Genomic DNA, 21,910 nt, shown 5'->3' on the forward strand with positions numbered 1-21,910 from the left:
CTCCCGGGCAGTCACGGCCGGGAGGCCCGACTTGTCCACAGGAACTATCCACAGCTTCAGTGGATATCCCCCCTCTTGACAACCGCAACGGGCGCGCCGGTGCTGGAATTCACTGGAGTGCCCGTTTTATAGGCAACCCGCCGGGCTACGGGAATGGTTGCGGGCGTTCGAATTTTGTGCCTGTTGCGATTCTTCCGCCACGGGGCGCTCAGCGCGTCAGCACTTCGCGGATGGTGTCGGCCAGTTCCTTGGCCACGAATTTCGCCACATAAGCGTCCGCGCCCACCTTGCGCACATGCTCCTCGCTGGCCTCTCCGGACAGTGACGAGTGAATCACCACCGGCAGCGACTTCAGCCGGCTGTCCGCCTTGATCTTGCGGGTCAGGGTGAAACCGTCCATCTCCGGCATCTCCAGGTCGGTCAGCACCAGCGCCACCTCGTCCTGCACTGACCTGCCATGGCTGGCCGCCTCGGCGGCGATGCGGTCGAGCAGCTCCCACGCCTCCTTGCCGGACTTGGTCATCACCACCGGCGCGCCCAGCGCCTTCAGCCCCTGCTCGATCAGGCCGCGCGCCAGTGCCGAATCGTCGGCGGCAATGACCTTGGCGCCGGGGCGCAGGCTCAACTGCGGGCCGACCGTGCCCGGATCCACGTCCGGCTGCCGCGTCGGCAGCACATCGCGCAGGATCTGCTCGACGTCCAGCACCTGCACCAGCCGCGACGGGTCCGTGCCCCCGGCGGTGTCCCCGTCCAGCTTGGCGATGCTGGTGACGTGGCCGGTCCGCACGCTGGCCTCGGCCGAATGCACCTGGTTCCACTCCAGGCGCACGATTTCCTCCACTGCCTCCACCGCGAAGCCCTGCGTCGAACGAGCATATTCCGTCACCAGCAGGATGCCCAGGCCGCTGCGCGGCTTGCAGCCCACCAGCCGGGGCAGGTCGATCACCGGGATCACCTGGCCGCGGATATCCGCCATGCCCAGGATCGACGGGTCGGCCCCCACCACGGTCGTCACGTGCGGCATCACCAGGATCTCGCGCACCTTGAAGACATTGATCCCGAACAGCTCCGTCTGGCCGGAATGCTCGGCTTCGCCAAGCCGGAACAGCAGCAGCTCGAACTGGTTGTTGTTGGTCAGGTTGGTCCGTTCGTCGATGTCCCTCATGGAACTGCTCATGCTGCGCTCCCGTGCCGTGCGTGTGGTTTTTTGCCGCCGTCGTTGTCATCTGCCTGCGGCCGCGGCGGATGGCGGACGGCAGGGTTCATGACTGGATATCGGCGCGGGGCAACGGGAGTTGAGAGGCACACGCAGCGCATGTTCGGATTTCATCCTTGCATATCCGGATTGCTTCGTTCCTCCGGCACAGCGTCGTCCATATAGTGGTTCCCAACTTGTCATAACACGCTATGTCGATCCCCATGACGACCCGGACCAACGTGGTACCCGTCCCCGCCGCCGCAGCAGCCATGCCGGCACCGATCCCGCTGCCGCTCTATACGCAAATCAAGGACGCCTTGCGCGCCCGCATCCTGGACGGCACCTATCCGCCGCACCACCAGATGCCGTCGGAAAGCGAGCTGGGCGAGCGCTTTCGCGCCAGCCGCATCACCGTGCGCCAGGCGCTGGGCGACCTGCAGAAGGAGGGGCTGATCTTCAAGATCCATGGCAAGGGCACCTTCGTCTCCAAGCCCCGCGCCTTCCAGAACGTGACCTCGCTGCAAGGCTTTGCCGAGGCCATGTCGAGCATGGGCTACGAGATCCTGAACCAGATACGCAGCTGCAAATGCGTACCTGCCAGCCGTCACGTTGCCACGCAGCTGCGGCTGCGCGAAGGCGATCCGGTGGTGGAGATCCGGCGCGTGCGCCTGCTCAACCGCGAGCCGGTGTCGCTGGAGCTGACCTGGGCGCCCGAGGCCGTCGGCCGCCGCCTGCTCACTGCCGACCTGGCCACGCGCGACATCTTCCTGATCCTGGAAAACGACTGTGGCGTGAAGCTCGGCCATGCCGACCTGAGTGTCGACGCCATCCTCGCCGACGACGACCTGACCCAGGCCCTGCGCATCCAGGAAGGCGCGCCGGTACTGCGCATCGAACGCCTGACCCATGACGCGCAAGGCACGCCGATCGATTACGAGTTCCTCTACTTCCGCGGCGACGCGTTCCAGTACCGGCTGCGCGCAGACCGGCACAAGACCGCGCCAGCCGCCAGCGTCACCAGCCCGGCCGGCCGTGCACGGCCCCGCAAACCAGCCAGCAAGGGGAAGCCCTCCGCATGAATACCCTGACTCACGAATACGACATCGTTGTCGTCGGCGGCGGCACCGCCGGCCCGATGGCCGCGATCAAGGCCAAGGAACGCAACCCCGCGCTGCGCGTGCTGCTGCTCGACAAGGCGCACGTCAAGCGCAGCGGCGCCATCTCGATGGGCATGGACGGGCTGAACAATGCCGTGATCCCCGGCCACGCCACGCCCGAGCAGTACACCCGCGAGATCACCGTGGCCAACGACGGCATCGTCGACCAGTCCACCGTTTATGCCTACGCGCGTCACAGCTTTGCCACCATCGAGCAGCTGGATCGCTGGGGCGTCAGGTTCGAGAAGGACGAGACCGGCGACTACGCAGTGAAGAAGGTCCATCACATGGGCTCCTATGTGCTGCCGATGCCGGAAGGACACAACGTCAAGAAGGTGCTGTACCGCCAGCTCAAGCGCGCGCGCGTAGTGATCACCAACCGCATCGTCGCCACGCGCGTGCTGACCGACGCCAGCGGCGCCGCCGGCGGCGTGATGGGCTTCGACTGCCGCACCGCGGACTTCCACGTGATCCGCGCGCGCGCCGTGATCCTGTGCTGCGGCGCGGCCGGCCGCCTGGGCCTGCCCGCTTCCGGCTACCTGATGGGCACCTACGAGAATCCGACCAATGCCGGCGACGGCTATGCCATGGCCTATCATGCCGGCGCCGCGCTGGCCAACCTGGAGTGCTTCCAGATCAATCCGCTGATCAAGGACTACAACGGCCCGGCCTGCGCCTACGTGACCGGCCCGCTGGGCGGCTATACCGCCAACGGCAAGGGCGAGCGCTTTATCGAATGCGACTACTGGAGCGGCCAGATGATGTGGGAGTTCTACCAGGAGCTCCAGGGCGGCAACGGCCCGGTGTTCCTGAAGCTTGACCACCTGGCGGAAGAAACCATCCAGACCATCGAGACGATCCTGCACACCAACGAACGGCCCAGCCGCGGCCAGTTCCACGCCGGGCGCGGCACCGACTACCGCAGGCAGATGGTGGAGATGCATATCTCGGAGATCGGCTTCTGCAGCGGCCACAGCGCTTCCGGCGTGCATGTGAACGAGCGCGCCGAGACTACCGTGCCGGGCCTGTACGCAGCCGGAGACATGGCTGCCGTGCCGCACAACTACATGCTGGGCGCCTTCACCTATGGCTGGTTTGCCGGGCACAACGCGGCCGGCTACGTCGCCGGCCGCGGCCTGCCTGAAGCCGATGCGGCCCAGGTCGAGGCGGAGCGCGCGCGCGTGTTCGCACCGCTGGCGCGAGAGAGTGGCCTGCCGCCCGCCCAGGTGGAATACAAGCTGCGCCGCATGGTCAACGACTACCTGCAGCCGCCCAAGGTCACGCGCAAGATGGAAATCGGCCTGCAGCGCTTTGACGCCATCGCCGAGGACATCGGCCAGATCCGCGCCGCCAATCCGCACGAGCTGATGCGCGCGGTCGAGGTGATGGCGATCCGCGACTGCGCGGAGATGGCGGCACGTGCTTCCCTGTTCCGCACCGAGAGCCGCTGGGGTCTCTACCACCATCGCGTCGACTATCCGCAGCGCAATGATGCGGACTGGTTCTGCCATACGCACCTGAGCAAGGATGAAGCCGGGCGCATGGTCAGCCACAAGCGCGCGATCGAGCCGTACATCGTCCCGGTGGCAGGCGGCGACGCCACCGCCTACCAGCGGCTGCGTGTCAGCCGCGGCCAGGCTGCCGCCACGGCCGCCACTGCCGAACCCGCCACCCTGGCTGCCGCCTGAAGGAACCCACGCCATGGCCTACACCCCGCATGAGATCGCCCAGCGCAGCAGCGCGCCGGTCACCATCGATGAAGACAAGTGCATTGCCGACAAGGGCTGCACGGTCTGCGTCGATGTCTGCCCGATGGACCTGCTGGCCATCGACCTGACCAAAGGCAAGGCATTCATGCAGTTCGACGAGTGCTGGTACTGCATGCCCTGCGAGAAGGATTGCCCGACGGGCGCGGTCAGGGTCGAGATCCCGTACCTGCTGCGTTGATTGCCCCGCTTCATGACAACAGCACCACAGAGATGACCCCATGAAAGCCCTCCACAAGCGCCAGGGCTGGGACCCGCGTCACCTTCGCCAACGTGCCCGCGCCCAGCGATGTGGTTCCGGCGGCCTGGCAACTGCTGCAGTCACCCAAGCTGGTGCTGCACCTGGGCAACAGCCTGTACCGCGTGTTTGCCGGCTTTGGCGCGGCGGCCGTGGCGGGCATCGTGCTCGGCATGGCGATCGGCCGCTCGCGCTGGCTGGAAGACCTGCTGCTGCCGCCGCTGGAGGTGCTGCGCCCGATCCCCGGCGTGGCGTGGATTCCGCTGGCAATCCTGATGTTCCCGTCTTCGGAGCTGAGCATGATCTTCATCACCTTCATCGGGGCGCTGTTCCCGATCCTGCTCAACACCATCCACCGCGTGGAGCGCACCGACCCGCGCCTGGTCGCCACGGCGCGCAGCCTGGGCGCGCGCCGCTGGACCGTCTTCCCCGAGGTGCTGCTGCCCGCGGCGCTGCCGAGTATCGTCACCGGGCTGGCGATCGGCATGGGCACGTCCTGGTTCTGCCTGGTCACCGCCGAGATGATCGCCGGCCAGTACGGCATCGGCTATTACACGTGGGAGGCCTACAGCCTGCAGAACTATGCGGACATCGTCGTCGGCATGCTGCTGATCGGTGCCTTCGGCATGGGCAGCAGCGCGCTGATCAAGCGCTTCGGTGCGTGGCTGATGCCGTGGACCCGCCTGCAGCAGGTGCGCACATGACGAGCCAACCGATCCGCGCGGGCCGCCTGCAGGTGCGCGGCCTGGATGTGGCGCTGGGCCAGGGCGATGCCGCCTTCACCGCCGTGCACCAGCTATCCATCGACATTCCCGCAGGGCAGTTCGTCTGCATCCTGGGGCCGTCGGGCTGCGGCAAGTCCACGCTGCTGGGCGCCATCGCCGGACACCTGCCGGCGGCGGCGGGCGAGATCCTGCTCGACGGGGCGCCAGTGCGCGGCCCCGCGCCGGAGCGCGGGCTGGTGTTCCAGCAGCACTCGCTGTTCCCGTGGAAGCGCGTGCTCGACAACGTCGCCTTCGGCCTGAAGATGCAGGGCGTGCCCACCGCCGAGCGCAAGCGCGAGGCGCAGGCCCTGCTGGACCTGGTCGGCCTGGGTGGCTTCGCGCAGCGCTACCCCGCCCAGCTTTCCGGCGGCATGCAGCAGCGCGCGGAGATTGCGCGCGTGCTGATCAACCGGCCGCGCGTGCTGCTGATGGACGAGCCCTTCGGTGCGCTCGACGCGCAGACCCGCGCCCATATGCAAGCCCTGCTGCTCGAGGTCTGGGCGCGGATGCGCACCACCGTGGCCTTCGTCACCCATGACATCGACGAGGCGCTGTTCCTGGCCGACCGCGTGCTGGTGATGTCGCCACGGCCCGGACGCATCCTTGAAGATATCGCCATCCCCTTCGAGCGGCCCCGCCGCGCCGAGCTGATGACCGACGACGATTTCATCCGGCTCAAGCGCCGCTGCCGCGGCCTGCTGCACGACCACACCCAGGCCAGCGCGCTCGCGACCGCCGCCTGACCGCTATCGACCTGACTGCCATCCATGCCGCAAGCTTCCACCCTGCCTGACGAATCCCTGTTGGATCTCGATCCCGCCATCGGCGCGCTGACGCTGCGCCTGGCCGACCCCGACCCCGCGGTGCGACGCGTGGCCGTGCTGCAACTTGCCGACTTGGAGGATGAAGACGGCGTGCCGCTGCTGCTGCAGCGCCTGCAATCGGACCCTGCCGAATCCGTGCGCGCGGAAGCCGCGCGCACGCTGGCCAGCTGGGAGCAGGAAGCGGTCGTCCCGGCGCTGGCCGCGGCACTGGCCGACCCCAGCCGCGAGGTGGCCGAAGCGGCAGCACAGGGACTGTCGGAACTGAAGGCGCCCGCCTCCGGTGCCGCCCTGCTGCCGTGGGTCACGCACCGCGATCCCTTTGTCCGGGCGGCCGCGTGGCGCGGCCTGCGCGAGCTGCGCTATGCGGCCGGCTTCGATGCGGCCATGGCGGCACTGTCCGACGCGGCCGCCCCGGTGCGCCGCGAAGCCGTGGCCGTGCTGGGCTGGCTCAGGCGCAGCGAAGCCCTGCCCGCGCTGGCACAAGCTGCGACCAGCGATGCCGATACCGACGTCAGGCGCGCCGCCGCCGGCGCGCTCGGCCTGGCTGCCGACCCGTCGGCGCGCGATGCGTTGCTGGCAGCCCTGCGCGACGGCGCCTGGCAGGTGCGGGAAGAAGCCGCGCAGACGCTGGGAAAACTGAAATTCCCTGAAGCCGTGGGCCCGTTGATCGACGCGCTGGAAGACCGCTACTGGCAGGTCCGCCTGCAGGCCGCCAGGGCTCTCGGCAAGCTGCGCGACCGCGCGGCGCTGGTGTCGCTGACGGTGCAGCTGGCCCACGCCATCAGCAACCTGCGCAAGGAGGCCGCGCTGTCGCTGGGGAGCCTGCGGGATGCGGCAGCCGTGCCGGCCCTTGCCGCAGCCGCCGACGATGCCGATCCGGAGGTACGCAAGGCCGTGCGCATTGCGCTGGCGCAGATCGGCGCGCCGGAGGGTCATGCATGAGCGGCGGCATGGTCGTACCTACGCGCCTGGAGCTCTCCCGCGCCAACGGCGCGCTGCGCGTCTACTGGCCAGACGGCCAGTGCCAGTCGCTGGACCCGGGCCGCTTGCGCGCAGCCTGCCGTTGCGCCGCCTGCCGCGGCAAGCCCTCGGAGGCCGGGCCAGGCGACACGCAAATCGTCGCCCTCGGCGAAATGGGCTATGGCGTGCAGATCGTGTTCAGCGACGGGCACGACCGCGGCATCTACCCGTGGCCGTACCTGCAGGCGCTGTAGCCGGGCGCTTACCCGCCCGCCAGCGCCTGCAGGATATGCACCTCGTCGGTTTCCTTCAATGGCGCGTCCAGCCGCATCAGCTGCGCGCGGTTGACGAAGACGCGGATATACGGCCGCAGCTTGCCCTGCTCATCGACGATGCGAAAGCGCATGCCGGGGAACTGGCGGTCGAGGTCGTCGAGCAGCTCGGCGATGCTGGCGCCACGGGCCTCGACGTATTCGCGCTGTCCGGTATAGGAGAAGAGCGGCGTCGCGATACGGACCTGCATGGAAGTTCTCCGGTCGGCTGATGGCATTCAGGCAGGGCGCGCCACGGTGACCGCGTAGACCTGCGGCAGGTTGCGGGCGATGCATTGCCAGCCCTCGCCCTCATCGGCACTGGCCCAGATCTCGCCGCCGGTGGTGCCGAAGTACACGCCCACCGGCGCGTGGCCGTCGGTGGCCATGGCCTGGCGCTTGACCGTGAACCAGCCCTGTTCGGCCGGCAGGCCGCGGTCCTGCCGTTGCCAGGTTTCGCCGGCATCGCGCGTGACATAGGCTGCCGGGCGGCCGCCCGGGCTGACGCGCGGCGAGACGTCGCTGCCATCCATCGGGAACACCCAGACCGTGCGCGGATCGCGGCGGTGGGCGACGATGGGGAAGCCGATATCGCCCACTTCCGCCGGCATGGCTTCGCCGATGCGTTTCCACACGCCTTCGCGGCGGTCCATGCGATAGATGCCGCAGTGGTTCTGCTGGTACAGGATGTCCGGGTCGGCGGGATGCTGCAGCATGCAGTGCGGATCCTGGCCGTATTCGGGATTGGGGTCGGGCAGGAAGGTGGCGAGGCTGCCGCGGTTCAGCGGCTTCCAGTCCGCGCCGCCGTCGGTGCTCTCGAACACGCCGCCGCTGGACATGCCGATATACAGGTGGCGCGCGTCGCGCGGATCGACCAGCACGGAATGCATCTTGGGGCCGTCGGGCGTGCCGTCCTGCTCGCCGCCGGTCCAGGTGCGCCAGTTCGGGTGGTCGTTGAAGCCTGATACCGGCTCCCAGGTCACGCCGTGGTCGGCGCTGCGGAACAGGCCCTGCGGCGAGGTGCCGGCATACCAGGCGCCGGGCTCGCTGGCGTGGCCGGGCGTGAGCCAGAACACGTGGTCGACGACGCGGCCGGTCTCGCCCTCCGGGGCCTTGTCGAAGGCGGGCGGGCGCGCGGCTTCGGTCCAGTTGCGGCCGCCGTCGGCGGAGCGGAACACGGTCGGGCCCAGATGGCCGGTGCGCGCCGCCATCAGCATGCGCGACGGTTCACGCGGGTCCTGCACGATATGGTGGATGGTATGGCCGAGGAACGTCGGGCCCTCGATCTGCCAGCTGCGACGCGCGGCGTCGCTGGTCAGGAACCAGGCACCCTTGGTGGTGGCCACCAGCAGCCTGACGGGGCCGGTGTCGGTTTCGGGAATGGGGGAAGTCGTCATCTTGGCTCCTGCAAGAAGGCCGGTGAACGATGCTTCCGAGTCTAGTACATGTAGACAGTGTTCACAATTAAAGATGGCGGAGCTGTGGCCGGCAGGCCGGCCACAGCCACCATGAGTACGAAGTAGCACGGAGTTAAAAGCGGAAGCCTGCAACTTGCCTGGACATTGCGCGTAAAGTGTGGCATAAGCAATGTTCCCCGATGCTTTCGCGCCCCATACCCATGCTTCGCACTGTCCGCTTCGCCACCCTGAACCGCCCGGCCCTGCCGGCGGCAGGCGTGCGCGCCGCGCAGCGCGCGGGCGCCGCCATCGACCTGGCCGACCGCTTCCACGCGTACGCCCAGGTCCGCCGCGCCGTGCTTTTCCTGGCCGTGCGGGCAGCTCGGGACGCCACCCTCCAGCCCTGAGCTTTCCCGCACGGCCCATGTCGCGGATGCCATCTGGCACCCGCTTGATCATGCAGCCAGGAGAAAGCCAGACATGTCCCCGCTCTACCGCCATACCCTCTGCGCCATGGTGGCGCTTGCCGCCCTCTACCTGATCCTCAATCCCTGAGCCCGGTGGAGTCTTGCCATGGCGAATTTCCATGCCCTGCGCCTGCCGGCGCCGGCCCTGGCGCGCGCGCTCGAACTGCGCATCGATGTTGAGCTGGCGCCGGGCGATATCGAACGCGAGCTGGGTGCCCTGCACGACCGCATCGGCCAACCCGGCGACCGCCTGAATGCGATGCCGGCGCTGCCAGCGGGCGCGCCAGGCCTGCGCCTGCGCTATCGCGAGGCCGACGGCGAGTACTACGTGTATGTGGAAGATGTGATGCAGCGCCGGCTGGCCGGTTATACCGTCTTCAACCGGCTGATCGAGGTCGGCCGCCGGGCCGACCCATGGGTACGGGCGCCGCACACAAAGTTTGCGCCCGCTTACCAGCGCCGCGGCCTGGCTCGGGCGCTGTACCGCTGGGCGCTGGACGGCGGGCTGTGCCTGCTGAGTGGGGCGCGCCAGTCGGCCGGCGCCAACGCCCTATGGCAGGCGCTGGCCGCCGATTACCCGATGGGCTATGTGGACTTGCGCCAGAAGACGCTGACCTGGCTGGGCCAGGCCGTCGACGCGCCCGTGCGTGAGGGCCTGCATACGCGCATGCTGCTGCTCGGGCGCGGCTGGACGCTGGACGCGTTCATGGCCCGCACCGGCATGTACTGAGGCAGCGCGCCCGCTTACAGCCAGCGGATCGGCGCGGCCTCGCGGGCGTTGGCTACGTACAGGGTCCAGCCCTGGGCAAAGTAGGCGCGCACCCGCGCGGCCAGCGATTGGCCGCCGCCCACGCGGGCGTAGTAGGCAACATCGCGTGCCGGCTGGGCGGCGGGCTTCGATGCCTTGGCTTGAGCGGGCTGGCGATAGAGGGTGTCGGCGAGCACTTGCATGGCGAATATCCTTTCCGGTTGGGATCGAAGTTGGTGCGCCTCACGAAGCACATCCAGCCGTGGTTCGGCCCGGATCGGGAGGCGGCTCAGGGTTATCCCTAGTATAGAGAAGTTGCGCCTGAATCATCCGGGTCTGTACCTATAGGCCGTATATGGGGTGCGTGATAATGGCCGCCTGCCGCAAGCGCCACCTGATGCCAATCCATCAACCCAAGACGATCAATCATCACATTCGATATTCCTCGATGCACATGCCGCGCATTGCCTGCCGGTGATGATGCATGGCGCGTGGTCACCTAGCCTTCAGCCTTGCCCGGATCGCGCCCGCAGAGGCACCGACAAGCGGCACACCGATAACAGCGGGTTGGCCAGGTTTGCGCCTCCAGCCCAGACCAGAACCACGTGAGACACGCCTGACGACAGTCCGTACGACGGACGTTGCAGCGCCCGCAAGGAGACAGCTCATCATGATCGAACAGCCCTATCCGTCGTCCGCGACGGAAGCCGATGCTGCACGCCCCCAAGTCCCCGAAGTCCGGAGCCGGATCGACGCGTTCTTCGAGATCACCGCGCGCGGCAGCACCCAGCGCAAGGAAGTGGTCGCCGGGGTGACCACCTTCATGGCGATGGTCTACGCCGTCTTTGTCGTTCCCGGCATGCTGGGCAAGGCCGGCTTCGACACCAGCGCGGTCTTTGTCGCGGTGTGCCTGACCACCGCCTTCGGCTCCCTGCTGATGGGCCTGTGGGCCAAGCTGCCGATCGCCATCGGCTGCGCCATCTCGCTGACCGCATTCATGGCCTTCGGGCTGGTGCTGGGGCAGGGCCTGTCGCCGGCGGTCGCGCTCGGCGCCGTGTTCCTGATGGGCGTGATCTTCACCGCGATCTCCGTCACCGGCGTGCGCTCCTGGATCCTGCGCAACCTGCCCGCCGGCGTGGCGCACGGCACCGGCATCGGCATCGGCCTGTTCCTGCTGCTGATCGCCTCGAATGAAGTCGGGCTGGTGGTCAAGAACGCTCACCCCGGCCTGCCGGTGGCGCTGGGCAAGATCACCTCGTTCCCGGTGGTGATGTCGGTGCTGGGCCTGGCCGCGATCTTCGGCCTGGAGCGCCGCAAGGTGCCGGGCGGCATCCTGCTGGTGATCATCGCGATCTCCGCGCTGGGCTTGGCCTTCGACCCGGCGGTGAAGTTCACCGGCGTGTTCGCGCTGCCGTCGCTGAGCGCACCCGGCCATGAATCGCTGATCGGCGCCATGGACGTGCGCGGCGCGCTGACGGCAGCGGTGCTGCCGAGCGTGCTGGCACTGGTGATGACCGCGGTGTTCGATGCCACCGGCACGATCCGCGCGGTCGCCGGACAAGCCGGCCAGCTCAACGCTGCCGGCCATATCCACAACGGCGGGCGCGCGCTGACCGCGGATTCGGTCAGCTCGATCTTCTCGGGGATGTTCGGCGGCGCTCCGGCTGCAGCCTACATCGAGTCGACCGTCGGCGTTGCGGCCGGCGCCAAGACCGGCCTGACCGCCGTGGTGGTGGGCCTGCTGTTCGTTGCGGTGATGTTCTTCTCGCCGCTGGCCGGGCTGGTGCCGTCGTATGCCACCGCGCCCGCGCTGATGTACGTGGGCCTGCTGATGCTGTCGAGCGTGAGCCGCCTGCACATGGACGACATGGTCGACGCGATGGCTGGCCTGGTCTGCGCCGTGTTCATCGTGCTGACCTGCAATATCGTGACCGGCATCATGCTCGGCTTCTGCACCCTGGTGGTGGGCCGCGTGGTGGCTGGCGAATGGCGCAAGCTCAATGTCGGCACGGTGGCCATCGCGGTTGTGCTGGCTGCGTTCTATGCCGGGGGCTGGGCCATCTGATCCTGCCGAAAGCTACTGCCGCGGCCCGGGCGCCCCGCCGGGCACGCTGACAACCAGATGTCTCCTCCACCGTGATCCAGGTGGATTTCAAGCCCGGGCTTCCTGCTTTCCCGGGCTGTTTTTTTGGTGGCTTGCCTGAAAGGTCCCGCGCTTGGCGAATGGCGTTTCGCTAAATCGCCTTCATTGCCCGGCCTGCATTGCCGCCACATCCATGTACACCAGTTCCCAGACATGGCCATCGGGATCCTGGAATCCATGCCCGTACATGAATCCCAAATCCATCGGCGGCTTGTAGGTATTGCCACCCGCCGCGACCGCGGCATTGACCATTTCATCCACGCGCGCGCGGGTTTCCATCGACAGGCAAACCAGCACCTCAGTCGATTTCCGTGCATCGCAGATTTCATTGGGCGAGAAGCTGCGGAACTTGGCTTCGGTCAGCAGCATCACGAAAATGTTTTCGCCGACGATCATGCAGGTGGCAGTGTCGTCGGTAAATTGCGGATTGAAGGAAAAACCCAACTGCGTAAAGAAGGCAATCGACTTTTGCAGGTCGCGGACGGGCAAATTGACAAAAATCTGCTGGCTCATCAGGGGCTCCGGTAGTCGTGTCAGAGGGGGCTGCGCCGGGCGCAGACAAGCAGTCTAGGCGCTAAAGGCCGGGGGCGTGCGTATTTTCATTGTCCTTAAATGCGGGCAAAACGGGCGATGCCCAGCCCAATACCGGCTGCATCGTGGGCTGTGCGACCGTCAATTCAGGCCGGCAAACAATCAGTCCGTGCAATCTCCGTTATTTTTTGTAAAATTTTTTTAGGTGAACCGACACCACAACTTCTAGTACCATGCAGCGGCCTATTTGCAGAAAGGGGATATAAATGGCGACATACAAGCAACTCCTGGCTGAGAAGGAAGCGCTGGAAGCCAAGCTGAATGAAGTGCGTGCGACGGAAGTCGCCGGCGTGATCGACAAAATCCGGGACCTGATGACTGAATACGGCCTGACCGCCGAAGACATCCTGCCGCGCCGCAAGCGTGGCCGCCCGGCTGGCTCGAGTGCCAAGAAGCCCGCATCCGCCTTGCCGCCGAAGTACATGGACCCCAAGACCGGCAAGACCTGGTCGGGCCGCGGCCGCGCGCCGGCATGGCTGGGCAAGCGCCCCGAGCGTTTCCTGATCGAGCAGTAAGCCGCCTGCGCGGCCAGCGGGCGCCTGCCTCAGACGGCCGCTTCAATCGATGGTGCCATCGGCCTGCCGGGCGCGTCACTGCGCCTGGCAGACATACTCCTTGCGCAGCGCCCTGAAGCCCTGCTGGGTCGGCTCCGCCGTCAGGCGCGCGCCGCCGCCGGCCAGCGGCTGCATGCGCAATACCTGCGCCGAGCACTGGCTCGCGGTCTCGTCCCGCTGGTAGCGGATCTCATACTGGCCGCCGGCAACCGGCACGAATGACACGCCCGCCGCGCAACGCAGCTCGGGCAGCGGCGGCGCCGCGGCCGAGGTCACCGCCACGTAGATGCGCCGGCCCGCCTCCACCAGCCGCTCGCGCGTGCGCGCCGGCGGCTCGGGCGAGCGCCCGGCCATGTCCAGGCTCCGGTCCCGTCCCATCGCAGACAACTGCCTGCCGGTTCCCGCCAGCACCAGCGGCCGCGCGGGCACCGGGCATTTGGCCGGATCGACCACGGTGAACGAAGTGTTGTCGTCGGTGCTGGTCAGCAGCCGCACACTGGCGGCCGGGGCGCCGGCAGGCACCCGGTATTGCGCCACGCAGCCGGACAGCGCCACGGCGGCGGCAAGCATCGGCAACAGGGCAAGGCGAGGCAGGACTGCGGACGACCGGTCATGGCGCATGGCGGCGGGCAGGTGGAACGATTGGGCCAACAGCGGACGTTGGCGGCACGATGGCGGCAAATCCGACATGGATGCCACACGATGACGGCGCGGCCAGGCAACACGCCGCGCCCTCAAACCAACCAGCATACCTGCATCCGGCGCTTGGCGGCAGCCGCATAAACCCATGTTGAAAACCTGCGTGTGATATCCACAGAATCTGTGGATATCCTGGCCCTACACTCCCCGAAAGCCCCGGTCTGTGCGGCAACCCACCGGAGCGCCCAAATTTTAGGCAACGGGTTGCAGGCGCCCCGGAACCCGGCAATGGTGCGGCACCCCCGCCGCCAGCACGCCGTTGCGCTGCCCAGGCCACACTTCATCCCCCCGCACGCCCTTGAAGGGGGCACCGGCACCGCGTAATCTCAGTGTTACCGGGGGCTGCACTGGCGCACTTGCGCCAACTTGCCAGCCAGATAATGACAATGACACAACAAGAGCCTATCCAGGCCGGGCCGTTGCCTCGTGACCTGCTGCACGCACTGCGTGACGGCGGCTACGACGTATCGGGACTCGCGCCTGCCCCGGAATCCGACACCGACTCCGACCCCAGCGACCTCAGGCCCGCCATGCCGGCGGCCGGCCCGCAACAGGCCTGCCACGTGCTCTGCGCGGTCTACCGTGCCACTGGCGATCCAACCATCGGCCTGTGGCTGGGCAGCCGGATGCAGACCGACCTGCTCGGGCTGGCGGGCCTGACGGCCATGGCCGGGCCGTCGCTAGGCACCGCGCTGCGGCGCATCGCGCGCTACCAGAAGCTGCTCGCCGGCGACCGCATCGAACTGCGCCGCCAGGGCGACGAAGCCTGGGTCTGTATCCGCCCGAGCGATCCCGAGGCGCCCGACACCCGACCGCGCATCGACATGGAGCTGTGCTCGCTGCTGGCCTTCGGGCGCCAGTTCACGCGCAAGCCGCTGCATCCGCTGCGGGTGTCGCTGCGCATCGGCCAGCCGGACTGGCACCTGCGCTATACCGAGGCCTTCGACTGCCCGGTGCGCTTTGGCGAGCCCGAAGACGCCATCGTGTTCGGCCGCCGTGACCTGGCCTTGCGCCTGGCTGCCCGCGTGCGCAGCGGACCGGCCGGCGCGGGCACGGGCCATGCCGCGCGCGAAGCGCGGCCGGCGTCCGCGTCGCTGGACGATGTGCGCGCGGCCCTGCAGGCGCTGGCCGGCGACCGCGCCCTCAGCCTGGCCGCGGTGGCACGCCACCTGGACATCAGCGAGCGCACGCTGCAGCGCCGGCTGATGGCGGCGGGCACGAGTTTCCGCACGCTGTGCGAAGAGGCGCGCCGCGAGCTGGCTGGCGGCTACCTGGCCGGAGGCGCGATGTCGCTCGGAGAAATCGCGTTCCGGCTCGGCTTTGACGATGCCAACTCGTTCTTCCGCGCCTTCCGCCGCTGGACCGGCATGACCCCTGGCGACTACCGGCGCGCGGCGGCGCCTCCACCCGCGTAGGGCAGGCCGGCTCACCCGCCGTCGGGTTGCTCCCACGGCGGGTTGTCGCCGAAGCGCCCGGCCAGGAAATCGACAAAGGCGCGCACGCGCGGCGGCACCAGCCGCCGCTGCGGCATCACGGCGTAGATGCCGGTGTCGGCGAGCGGGTAATCGGGCAGCACCTGCACCAGCCGCCCGGCGCGCAGGTCGGCGCAGACATGCCAGGTGGAATGCAGGGCGATGCCAAAGCCCGCCAGCGCCGCATCGGACAACAGCTCGCCGGTATTGGCCTCGATCCGGCCGCGCACGCGCACGGCAATCTCCCCGCCGGCGCCGTCGCCCAGGCGCCAGACATCCTGCCGGCCCTGGCTGCCCACCAGCACCAGGCAATCGTGCCGCGCAAGGTCCTGCGGGGTGCGCGGCGTGCCGCGCCGGCGCAGGTAGTCCGGCGCGGCACACAGCAGCCGCCGGTTATTGGCCAGCCGCCGCGCGACCAGCGTCGAATCGTCCAGCGCACCGATGCGGATGGCCAGGTCGAAACCCGCGCTGACCAGGTCCAGCACGTTGTCGGTCAGGTTGACGCTCAGCGTCAGCCCGGGATGCTGCGCCAGGAATTCCGGCAACAGCGGCGAGATATAGAGCCGCCCGAACGAGGACGACGTGGTCACCCGCAGCGTGCCCGACACCCCGGTGCCGGCCTGCCGCAACGAGGTGCCCAGCGCTTCCAGGTCGTCCACCAGCGCACGCCCCTGCTCGGCCAGCACCGCGCCTTCCGGGGTGGCGTGCAGCCGCCGCGTGGTGCGATGCAGCAGGCGCACGCCCAGTTCACGCTCCAGCCGCTGCAGCCGCTGGCTGGCCACCGCCACCGACAGGTCCAGGCTGCGTGCCGCGGCGCTGATCGAGCCCAGGTCGAGCACGCGCAGGAACAGGCCGATATCGCCGATCCGGTCCATGATTTTCAAGATTCCATTGAAACTGATTATGGATCATGCCGGTTTTTACTGAAGACGGAAAGGCGCAGACTGCGGGCTTTCTTCCTTTTGCCGACGCCCCCCGAACATGGCCTCTCCAGTCCCCACCACCGCCACCTCCGGCGCTGCATCCGCCCGCGGCCGGCTGCCGGTTGCGCTCTACGCGCTCACTGCCGGTTCCTTCGGCATCGGCTGCGCCGAATTCGTGATCATGGGCCTGCTGCTGCAGGTTGCCGCCGACCTGCAGGTGACCATCGCCGCCGCCGGCATGCTGGTGTCCGGCTACGCGCTGGGCGTCTTCGCCGGCGCGCCGGTGCTGACCCTGCTGACGCGGCGCATGCCGCGCAAGGCCGTGCTGCTGGCGCTGATGGTGATCTACACCGTCGGCAATGCCGCCTGCGCGCTGGCGCCCGACTACACCACGCTGATGATCGCGCGCGTGCTGACCTCGCTCACGCATGGCACCTTCTTCGGCGTCGGCGCGGTGGTGGCCACCGGGCTGGTGCCGGAGGACCGCCGCGCCTCGGCGATCTCGGTGATGTTCTCCGGCCTGACGCTGGCCACGTTGCTGGGCATGCCCGCCGGCGCCTGGCTGGGCCTGCACCTGGGCTGGCGCTCGACCTTCTGGGCGATGACCGTGATCGGGCTGCTGTCGCTGGCGGTGATCGCGCTGCTGGTGCAGAAGAGCCAGGACCACGGCGCCCCCGTGGCCCTGCGCGACGAACTGGCCACCATCGGCCGCCCGCAGGTGCTGCTGGGCCTGTTGATGACGGTGCTGCAGTCGATGGGCATCTTTGCCGTGATCACCTACGTGCAGCCGCTGCTGACGCGCGTGTCCGGCTTTGGCGAGGCGGCGGTGTCACCGATCCTGCTGCTGTTCGGCGCCGGCATGATCCTTGGCAACGTGCTCGGCGGCCGCTTTGCCGACCGCACCCCGACGCGCGCGGTGCTGGCCACGCTGACCACGCTGACGCTGGTGCTGGCGGCGATGACGCTGGCCATCCACAGCCAGGTGCTGGTGGTGGCCTTCGTCGGCATCCTGGGCATCGCGGCCTTTGCCACGGTCTCGCCGCTGCAGCTGCGCGTGCTGCGCCACGCCCAGGGCGCGGGGCAGAACCTGGCCTCGAGCTTCAATATCGCGGCATTCAACCTGGGCAACGGCCTGGGCGCGTGGATGGGCGGCGTGGTGGTCGATCACGGGCCGGGGCTGGCGGCATTGCCGTGGATTGCGGCCCTGGCGCCGATGGCTGCGCTGGGGGTGGCGTGGCTGAGCGTGAGGATGGAAAACGGCAGCCACGCCGCCGTGCCCGTGGCTCAAGCCTGCCCCTGATCCCGCACTTCAGCCCGGCTTGCCGTCCACCCGCGGACGCGCAAGCCGCGGCGCATACGCCAGCGCATAGAGGCCGAACCCGGCCACCCAGCACGCCCCGGCTCCCCACACCCAGTGCAGGTAGCCGCCCGGCCAGGCCATCGGCCCGAACACCCGCAACACCGCAGCCGCGGCCACCAGCCAGTACGCCGCGGTTTCCGCGCGGCCGGCCACCAGCATGCGGCCGGTGTGGCCCAGCGCGGTGCGCGTGATCATGGCGATGATCGCCACGCCGAGCACGCCCACCGTGAACGCATGCGTCGCCAGCCCCGCCATCACCAGCCCCAGCGCACCCAGCGCCTGCAGCAGCAGCGCCACCGGCAGCCACGCATAGGCCAGGTGCAGCACCCACAGGATCGGCCGGTTGCCTACCGCATGGCTGCGCCAGCCAGCCACGCGCACGGCCAGCACCGCCGCGGCCAGCAATGACAGCGCCGCCGCCAGCCAGACCGGCAAGGGCAGCACCCCCGCAGCCAGTCCCAGCAGCGCGGCCGGCACCACCATGCGCTCCACCTGCCGGTATTGCCGCAGGCGGAACCCCGGAATCGCGTTGGTCGTGAACATCGGGATGACGCGCCCGCCGATCACCACCACGAACAGCGTGACCAGCGCCACGCCCGCGCGGCAGGCCAGCATTGCACCGGCGTCATGGCCGCGCGCCTGCAGCCACAGGCTGGCGATATCGGCCGCGCCCAGCAGCCACAGCGCCAGGGCCAGCGGATAGTTGCGGCGGTTGCCGGCGCGGGCCAGCGTGCGCGTGAAGGCCAGCGCGGCCAGCGGCAGGAACGCGCCCTCGATCACGAAGGCCGCCGTTCCCGGCGCCACCCACATGCCCACGCGCCCGGCCAGCCACAGCAGGAACAGCGCGGCCAGCGCGGCGCCGGTGGGCGTCGGCTGGCCGGTCCAGGCCCGCCCCGCGGTGAACAGGAAGCCCACCACGATGGCCGCGGCAAAGCCGAACACCATCTCGTGCGCATGCCAGAACATCGCCGCCATCACCGGCGCCGGGCCGACTGCGGCGACGCCCGCCAGCATCGCCGACCACGCCGCGATGGCCAGCGCGGCGAACACCGCCCCGCCCAGGTAGAACGGCCGGAAGCCCAGCGCAAACAAGGCAAAGCCGCGCGGCGGCGGCCCGGCGGGCGCCTTGCCAGGGGGTGGCGAGCGCCGCGCGGGAAGAATGGGAATGGTGTCCATGGCTGGCTACGGGAATCAGGTGGTGCGGCGCGCGCCGGTTTCTTGATCCGGCGCACGGTTTGCCGCAGGTGCGCGAACGGATGCCATTCACGCTGACTGCACGATAGCACCGCCGCCGCGCCGGCGACCTCCGCCGGTAGAACTACCTCCAAAGGCAGGCTGCGCGCCCGCGTGCGCTGTGCGGCCGGCGAATAGGCAGCACCAGTGGCGGCCCCTACTCTGGCATCACCCCCGCCAAAGTTGACACAGGAGCATGGCCATGGCCACCCACCCACGCGCGCCGGAGCCCATTGCGCCCGGCGCCGCAATCACGCTGGCGTCCAGCACTTTCGCCTTCACCATCTGCTTTGCCGTCTGGATGCTGTTCGCGGTCCTCGGCATCCCGCTCAAGCAGGAGCTTGGCCTGAGCGACACCGAATTCGGCCTGCTGGCCGCCACGCCCGTCCTCAGCGGCTCGCTGATCCGCGTGCCGCTGGGCATCTGGACCGACCGCTACGGCGGGCGCATCGTCTTCTTCGTGCTGATGCTGGCCACCGTGATCCCGATCTGGCTGATCTCGTATGCGCACACGCTGTGGCAGTTGCTGGTGCTGGGCTTGTTCGTCGGCCTCGCGGGCGGCTCGTTCTCGGTCGGCACGCCGTATGTGGCGCGCTGGTTCCCGCGCTCGCGCCAGGGCCTGGCGATGGGCATCTTCGGCGCCGGCAACTCGGGCGCGGCGCTGACCAAGTTCGTCGCGCCGGCGATGATCCTGGCCGCCGGCACCTGGACCGTGGTGCCGCGCGTGTATTCGGTGGCGATGCTGGTCACCGCGCTGCTGTTCTGGGTGTTCTCGCGCAGCAACCCGGCGCACCTGGTCAAGTCCAGCGTCGGCTGGCGCGAGCAGCTCGCCGTGATGCGCGACCCGCGCGTGTGGCGCTACTCGCAGTACTACTCGGTGGTGTTCGGCGGCTATGTCGGCCTGTCGCTGTGGATGACCAAGTACTACATCGGCGAATACGGCTTCGACATCAAGACCGCCGCCTTCCTGGCCGCGTGCTTCTCGCTGCCCGGCGGCGTGCTGCGCGCCATCGGCGGCTGGATCTCCGACCGCTACGGCGCCCACCGCACCACCTGGTGGGTGATGTGGGTGAGCTGGGTCGGCTTCTTCCTGCTGAGCTACCCGCAGACCGACTTCATCGTCCAGACCACCAGCGGCCCGCAGGGGTTTCGCATCGCGCTGACGCCCACGGTCTTCACCTTCCTGCTGTTCGTGGTCGGCATCGCCTTTGCCATCGGCAAGGCCTCGGTGTTCAAGTTCATCTCCAACGACTTCACGCACAACATCGGTGCGGTTTCCGGTGTGGTCGGCCTGGCTGGCGGGCTGGGCGGCTTCGTGCTGCCGGTGCTGTTCGGCATGCTGGCCGACCTGACCGGCGTGCGCAGCAGCTGCTTCATGCTGATGTACGGCACTGTGTGCGTGAGCCTGGTGTGGATGCACTACAACCAGCGCGCCGAACGCCAACGCAAGGCACAGGCCGTCGGCCTCACGCAGGCCGCCTGAGCGACGGCCCCTGTTACGCACAACAACCAAGGCACACTGTCATGTCCTCTTCCGTACTGACCCGCTGGGAGCCCGAGAATAAGGTCTTCTGGCAAAGCCAGGGCGAGCGCATCGCCTACCGCAACCTGTGGATCTCGATCCCGGCGCTGATGCTGGCCTTCGTGGTCTGGATGCTGTGGAGCGTGGTCGCGGTCAACCTCGACCGCGCCGGCTTCCAGTTCACCAAGAACCAGCTGTTCTGGCTGACCGCGCTGCCGGCGCTGTCCGGCGCCACGCTGCGCATTTTTTATTCATTCCTGGTGCCGGTGTTCGGCGGGCGGCGCTTCACCGCGATCTCCACCGCACTGCTGCTGATCCCCGCGCTGGGCATGGGCTTCGCGCTGCGCGACCCGTCCACCGGCTATCCGACGCTGCTGGTGCTGGCGCTGCTGTGCGGGCTGGGCGGCGCCAACTTCAGCTCGTCGATGGCCAATATCAGCTTCTTCTTCCCGAAGGCGAAGAAGGGGCTGGCCACCGGGCTGAACGCGGGCATCGGCAACCTCGGCGTGTCGGTGGTGCAGTTCGTCACGCCGCTGGTGGTGTCGATCGCCGTGTTCGGCGCGCTCGGCGGCGAGCCGCAGCAGTACACGGCCAACGGCGCCACGCATGACCTGTGGCTGCAGAACGCGGGCTTTGTCTGGGTGCCGTTCATCATCGTGTCGGCACTGGCGGCGTGGTTCGGCATGCATGACATCGCGGATGCCAAGGCATCGTTTGCCGAGCAGGCGGTGATCTTCAAGCGCAAGCACAACTGGCTGATGTGCTGGCTGTACGTGGGCACCTTCGGTTCGTTCATCGGCTTCTCGGCGGGGCTGGCGCTGCTGACCAAGTCGCAGTTCCCCGGCGTCAATCCCACCGCTTATGCCTTCCTGGGGCCGCTGGTAGGCGCGCTGACGCGTCCCGTGGGTGGCTGGATCTCCGACAAGCTGGGCGGCGCGCGGGTCACGCTGTGGACCTTCGTCGGCATGATCGCCGCGGTGTTCGCGGTGCTGGCGGCGCTGCCGCATGACGGCGCCGGCGGCAACTTCACATTCTTCCTGGCCGCCTTCATCGCCTTGTTCGCGCTGACCGGCATCGGCAACGGCTCGACCTTCCGCATGATTCCGGTGATCTTCCTGACCGAGCGCCAGCGCGCTGCCGCGGGCAAGGGCGACGCGGCACAGAAGCAGGCATTGCAGGACGCCGGCAAGGAATCCGCCGCGGTGCTGGGCTTCTCCGGTGCGATCGGCGCCTACGGCGGCTTCTTTATCCCCAAGAGCTTCGGCACCTCGCTGGAGCTGACCGGCGCCGCCGACGCCGCGCTGTATTGCTTTATCGCCTTCTACCTCAGCTGCGTGCTGGTGACGTGGTGGCACTACGCGCGCCGCAACGCGCCCATGCCCTGCTGACCCTGTCACCAGTACCGCCGGCCGGGCTAGTTCTTCCGAACTAGTCCCGCGCCCGGCGCCTAGCCCGATCGCCATGCGGCGGCTGTTCCACCAGCGAATTGGCTGCCGCCCGCCTCCCCCATAAGCTGAGAGTGTCCCTGCAAAGCTCCTGAAACCACCGGAGCGCCCGCAGCAAAGCACTCGCGGAGAACAAAG

At 68.4% G+C, this 21,910-nt stretch carries 22 protein-coding genes and 1 pseudogene; 15 read left to right on the forward strand and 8 right to left on the reverse strand.

The genetic code is table 11. The annotated features are described in order from the left end of the window. Positions 1-208: 208 nt before the first annotated feature. The gene (locus AC3WON_RS15685; RefSeq protein ID WP_492318413.1) at positions 209-1,177 is read right to left on the reverse strand and encodes a chemotaxis protein; all 969 of its coding nucleotides are present in this window, start codon (positions 1,175-1,177) and stop codon (positions 209-211) included. A 242-nt stretch (positions 1,178-1,419) separates the two neighbouring features. Between AC3WON_RS15685 and AC3WON_RS15690 the strand changes: the two genes are divergently transcribed. The 7 genes and pseudogenes from AC3WON_RS15690 (at position 1,420) to AC3WON_RS15720 (ending at position 7,161) form a co-directional block, all read left to right on the forward strand. After that, on the forward strand, positions 1,420-2,277 hold the full coding sequence (locus AC3WON_RS15690; protein WP_492352200.1) for a GntR family transcriptional regulator: 858 nt from the start codon (positions 1,420-1,422) through the stop codon (positions 2,275-2,277). Further along, positions 2,274-4,043, forward strand: coding sequence for a fumarate reductase/succinate dehydrogenase flavoprotein subunit (locus AC3WON_RS15695; protein WP_492352201.1), 1,770 nt, complete (start codon positions 2,274-2,276; stop codon positions 4,041-4,043). Before AC3WON_RS15690 ends, AC3WON_RS15695 begins: the two co-directional genes overlap by 4 nt. A 13-nt stretch (positions 4,044-4,056) precedes the next feature. Then, positions 4,057-4,302: a 4Fe-4S dicluster domain-containing protein gene (locus AC3WON_RS15700; protein ID WP_010810893.1), complete on the forward strand. Its 246-nt coding sequence runs from the start codon at positions 4,057-4,059 to the stop codon at positions 4,300-4,302. Positions 4,303-4,379: 77 nt separating this feature from the next. After that, positions 4,380-5,063 (forward strand): annotated as a pseudogene (locus AC3WON_RS15705) (ABC transporter permease); the annotation flags it as partial. Continuing rightward, positions 5,060-5,866: an ABC transporter ATP-binding protein gene (locus tag AC3WON_RS15710; RefSeq protein ID WP_492318410.1), complete on the forward strand. Its 807-nt coding sequence runs from the start codon at positions 5,060-5,062 to the stop codon at positions 5,864-5,866. The pseudogene AC3WON_RS15705 and the gene AC3WON_RS15710, both read left to right, overlap by 4 nt. A gap of 24 nt (positions 5,867-5,890) precedes the next feature. After that, complete coding sequence (locus AC3WON_RS15715) at positions 5,891-6,889, forward strand: HEAT repeat domain-containing protein (RefSeq protein WP_492352202.1); 999 nt, start codon at positions 5,891-5,893, stop codon at positions 6,887-6,889. 8 nt (positions 6,890-6,897) lie between these two features. Continuing rightward, positions 6,898-7,161, forward strand: coding sequence for a gamma-butyrobetaine hydroxylase-like domain-containing protein (locus AC3WON_RS15720; RefSeq protein WP_035823310.1), 264 nt, complete (start codon positions 6,898-6,900; stop codon positions 7,159-7,161). An 8-nt stretch (positions 7,162-7,169) separates the two neighbouring features. Here the strand turns inward: AC3WON_RS15720 and AC3WON_RS15725 are convergent, their stop codons facing one another. Both AC3WON_RS15725 and AC3WON_RS15730 read right to left on the reverse strand, forming a co-directional pair. Then, a complete protein-coding gene (locus AC3WON_RS15725; RefSeq protein WP_492318409.1) occupies positions 7,170-7,430 on the reverse strand; it encodes a MoaD/ThiS family protein in 261 nt (86 codons plus the stop codon). Between the two features lie 27 nt (positions 7,431-7,457). Further along, a complete protein-coding gene (locus tag AC3WON_RS15730) occupies positions 7,458-8,615 on the reverse strand; it encodes a glycosyl hydrolase (RefSeq protein WP_492352203.1) in 1,158 nt (385 codons plus the stop codon). A gap of 221 nt (positions 8,616-8,836) precedes the next feature. On the opposite strand from AC3WON_RS15730, the gene AC3WON_RS15735 reads away from it, so the two are divergent. Further along, complete coding sequence (locus AC3WON_RS15735) at positions 8,837-9,022, forward strand: glycosyl hydrolase (RefSeq protein ID WP_492318407.1); 186 nt, start codon at positions 8,837-8,839, stop codon at positions 9,020-9,022. Positions 9,023-9,188: 166 nt separating this feature from the next. Next, positions 9,189-9,812: an N-acetyltransferase gene (locus AC3WON_RS15740; protein ID WP_492318406.1), complete on the forward strand. Its 624-nt coding sequence runs from the start codon at positions 9,189-9,191 to the stop codon at positions 9,810-9,812. 14 nt (positions 9,813-9,826) lie between these two features. On the opposite strand, the gene AC3WON_RS15745 is transcribed toward AC3WON_RS15740, so the two are convergent. Continuing rightward, a complete protein-coding gene (locus AC3WON_RS15745; protein WP_010810883.1) occupies positions 9,827-10,033 on the reverse strand; it encodes a hypothetical protein in 207 nt (68 codons plus the stop codon). 467 nt (positions 10,034-10,500) lie between these two features. Between AC3WON_RS15745 and AC3WON_RS15750 the strand changes: the two genes are divergently transcribed. Next, on the forward strand, positions 10,501-11,895 hold the full coding sequence (locus tag AC3WON_RS15750; RefSeq protein ID WP_492318405.1) for an NCS2 family permease: 1,395 nt from the start codon (positions 10,501-10,503) through the stop codon (positions 11,893-11,895). A 180-nt stretch (positions 11,896-12,075) separates the two neighbouring features. Here the strand turns inward: AC3WON_RS15750 and AC3WON_RS15755 are convergent, their stop codons facing one another. Further along, positions 12,076-12,486 (reverse strand): VOC family protein, encoded by a 411-nt coding sequence (locus AC3WON_RS15755; RefSeq protein ID WP_010810881.1) that lies wholly within the window; start codon positions 12,484-12,486, stop codon positions 12,076-12,078. Positions 12,487-12,770: 284 nt separating this feature from the next. Between AC3WON_RS15755 and AC3WON_RS15760 the strand changes: the two genes are divergently transcribed. Further along, the gene (locus AC3WON_RS15760; protein ID WP_010810880.1) at positions 12,771-13,079 is read left to right on the forward strand and encodes an H-NS histone family protein; all 309 of its coding nucleotides are present in this window, start codon (positions 12,771-12,773) and stop codon (positions 13,077-13,079) included. Between the two features lie 75 nt (positions 13,080-13,154). On the opposite strand, the gene AC3WON_RS15765 is transcribed toward AC3WON_RS15760, so the two are convergent. Then, a complete protein-coding gene (locus tag AC3WON_RS15765) occupies positions 13,155-13,688 on the reverse strand; it encodes a hypothetical protein (protein WP_010810879.1) in 534 nt (177 codons plus the stop codon). Positions 13,689-14,203: 515 nt separating this feature from the next. On the opposite strand from AC3WON_RS15765, the gene AC3WON_RS15770 reads away from it, so the two are divergent. Then, positions 14,204-15,232: an AraC family transcriptional regulator gene (locus AC3WON_RS15770; RefSeq protein WP_492318404.1), complete on the forward strand. Its 1,029-nt coding sequence runs from the start codon at positions 14,204-14,206 to the stop codon at positions 15,230-15,232. A gap of 11 nt (positions 15,233-15,243) precedes the next feature. Here the strand turns inward: AC3WON_RS15770 and AC3WON_RS15775 are convergent, their stop codons facing one another. Then, positions 15,244-16,164 (reverse strand): LysR family transcriptional regulator, encoded by a 921-nt coding sequence (locus AC3WON_RS15775; protein ID WP_492318403.1) that lies wholly within the window; start codon positions 16,162-16,164, stop codon positions 15,244-15,246. A gap of 106 nt (positions 16,165-16,270) precedes the next feature. On the opposite strand from AC3WON_RS15775, the gene AC3WON_RS15780 reads away from it, so the two are divergent. Next, on the forward strand, positions 16,271-17,512 hold the full coding sequence (locus AC3WON_RS15780; RefSeq protein ID WP_492352204.1) for an MFS transporter: 1,242 nt from the start codon (positions 16,271-16,273) through the stop codon (positions 17,510-17,512). A 9-nt stretch (positions 17,513-17,521) separates the two neighbouring features. On the opposite strand, the gene AC3WON_RS15785 is transcribed toward AC3WON_RS15780, so the two are convergent. After that, the gene (locus AC3WON_RS15785) at positions 17,522-18,748 is read right to left on the reverse strand and encodes an NnrS family protein (RefSeq protein ID WP_492352205.1); all 1,227 of its coding nucleotides are present in this window, start codon (positions 18,746-18,748) and stop codon (positions 17,522-17,524) included. Positions 18,749-19,007: 259 nt separating this feature from the next. Here AC3WON_RS15785 and AC3WON_RS15790 point away from each other — a divergent pair, with 259 nt between their 5' ends. Further along, positions 19,008-20,288 (forward strand): MFS transporter, encoded by a 1,281-nt coding sequence (locus AC3WON_RS15790; protein ID WP_492352206.1) that lies wholly within the window; start codon positions 19,008-19,010, stop codon positions 20,286-20,288. Positions 20,289-20,329: 41 nt separating this feature from the next. Beyond that, positions 20,330-21,715: a NarK family nitrate/nitrite MFS transporter gene (locus AC3WON_RS15795; RefSeq protein ID WP_492318399.1), complete on the forward strand. Its 1,386-nt coding sequence runs from the start codon at positions 20,330-20,332 to the stop codon at positions 21,713-21,715. The last annotated feature ends 195 nt before the right edge of the window (positions 21,716-21,910 follow it).

Source organism: Cupriavidus sp. FW305-46 (assembly GCF_058787075.1).

What these genes read in the sequence shown, in the direction of transcription:
- AC3WON_RS15685 (WP_492318413.1), bottom strand. Translation starts at nt 1,177, where the DNA reads ATGAGCAGTTCCATGAGGGACATCGACGAACGGACCAACCTGACCAAC.
- AC3WON_RS15690 (WP_492352200.1), top strand. Translation starts at nt 1,420, where the DNA reads ATGACGACCCGGACCAACGTGGTACCCGTCCCCGCCGCCGCAGCAGCC.
- AC3WON_RS15695 (WP_492352201.1), top strand. Translation starts at nt 2,274, where the DNA reads ATGAATACCCTGACTCACGAATACGACATCGTTGTCGTCGGCGGCGGC.
- AC3WON_RS15700 (WP_010810893.1), top strand. Translation starts at nt 4,057, where the DNA reads ATGGCCTACACCCCGCATGAGATCGCCCAGCGCAGCAGCGCGCCGGTC.
- AC3WON_RS15710 (WP_492318410.1), top strand. Translation starts at nt 5,060, where the DNA reads ATGACGAGCCAACCGATCCGCGCGGGCCGCCTGCAGGTGCGCGGCCTG.
- AC3WON_RS15715 (WP_492352202.1), top strand. Translation starts at nt 5,891, where the DNA reads ATGCCGCAAGCTTCCACCCTGCCTGACGAATCCCTGTTGGATCTCGAT.
- AC3WON_RS15720 (WP_035823310.1), top strand. Translation starts at nt 6,898, where the DNA reads ATGGTCGTACCTACGCGCCTGGAGCTCTCCCGCGCCAACGGCGCGCTG.
- AC3WON_RS15725 (WP_492318409.1), bottom strand. Translation starts at nt 7,430, where the DNA reads ATGCAGGTCCGTATCGCGACGCCGCTCTTCTCCTATACCGGACAGCGC.
- AC3WON_RS15730 (WP_492352203.1), bottom strand. Translation starts at nt 8,615, where the DNA reads ATGACGACTTCCCCCATTCCCGAAACCGACACCGGCCCCGTCAGGCTG.
- AC3WON_RS15735 (WP_492318407.1), top strand. Translation starts at nt 8,837, where the DNA reads ATGCTTCGCACTGTCCGCTTCGCCACCCTGAACCGCCCGGCCCTGCCG.
- AC3WON_RS15740 (WP_492318406.1), top strand. Translation starts at nt 9,189, where the DNA reads ATGGCGAATTTCCATGCCCTGCGCCTGCCGGCGCCGGCCCTGGCGCGC.
- AC3WON_RS15745 (WP_010810883.1), bottom strand. Translation starts at nt 10,033, where the DNA reads ATGCAAGTGCTCGCCGACACCCTCTATCGCCAGCCCGCTCAAGCCAAG.
- AC3WON_RS15750 (WP_492318405.1), top strand. Translation starts at nt 10,501, where the DNA reads ATGATCGAACAGCCCTATCCGTCGTCCGCGACGGAAGCCGATGCTGCA.
- AC3WON_RS15755 (WP_010810881.1), bottom strand. Translation starts at nt 12,486, where the DNA reads ATGAGCCAGCAGATTTTTGTCAATTTGCCCGTCCGCGACCTGCAAAAG.
- AC3WON_RS15760 (WP_010810880.1), top strand. Translation starts at nt 12,771, where the DNA reads ATGGCGACATACAAGCAACTCCTGGCTGAGAAGGAAGCGCTGGAAGCC.
- AC3WON_RS15765 (WP_010810879.1), bottom strand. Translation starts at nt 13,688, where the DNA reads ATGCTTGCCGCCGCCGTGGCGCTGTCCGGCTGCGTGGCGCAATACCGG.
- AC3WON_RS15770 (WP_492318404.1), top strand. Translation starts at nt 14,204, where the DNA reads ATGACACAACAAGAGCCTATCCAGGCCGGGCCGTTGCCTCGTGACCTG.
- AC3WON_RS15775 (WP_492318403.1), bottom strand. Translation starts at nt 16,164, where the DNA reads ATGGACCGGATCGGCGATATCGGCCTGTTCCTGCGCGTGCTCGACCTG.
- AC3WON_RS15780 (WP_492352204.1), top strand. Translation starts at nt 16,271, where the DNA reads ATGGCCTCTCCAGTCCCCACCACCGCCACCTCCGGCGCTGCATCCGCC.
- AC3WON_RS15785 (WP_492352205.1), bottom strand. Translation starts at nt 18,748, where the DNA reads ATGGACACCATTCCCATTCTTCCCGCGCGGCGCTCGCCACCCCCTGGC.
- AC3WON_RS15790 (WP_492352206.1), top strand. Translation starts at nt 19,008, where the DNA reads ATGGCCACCCACCCACGCGCGCCGGAGCCCATTGCGCCCGGCGCCGCA.
- AC3WON_RS15795 (WP_492318399.1), top strand. Translation starts at nt 20,330, where the DNA reads ATGTCCTCTTCCGTACTGACCCGCTGGGAGCCCGAGAATAAGGTCTTC.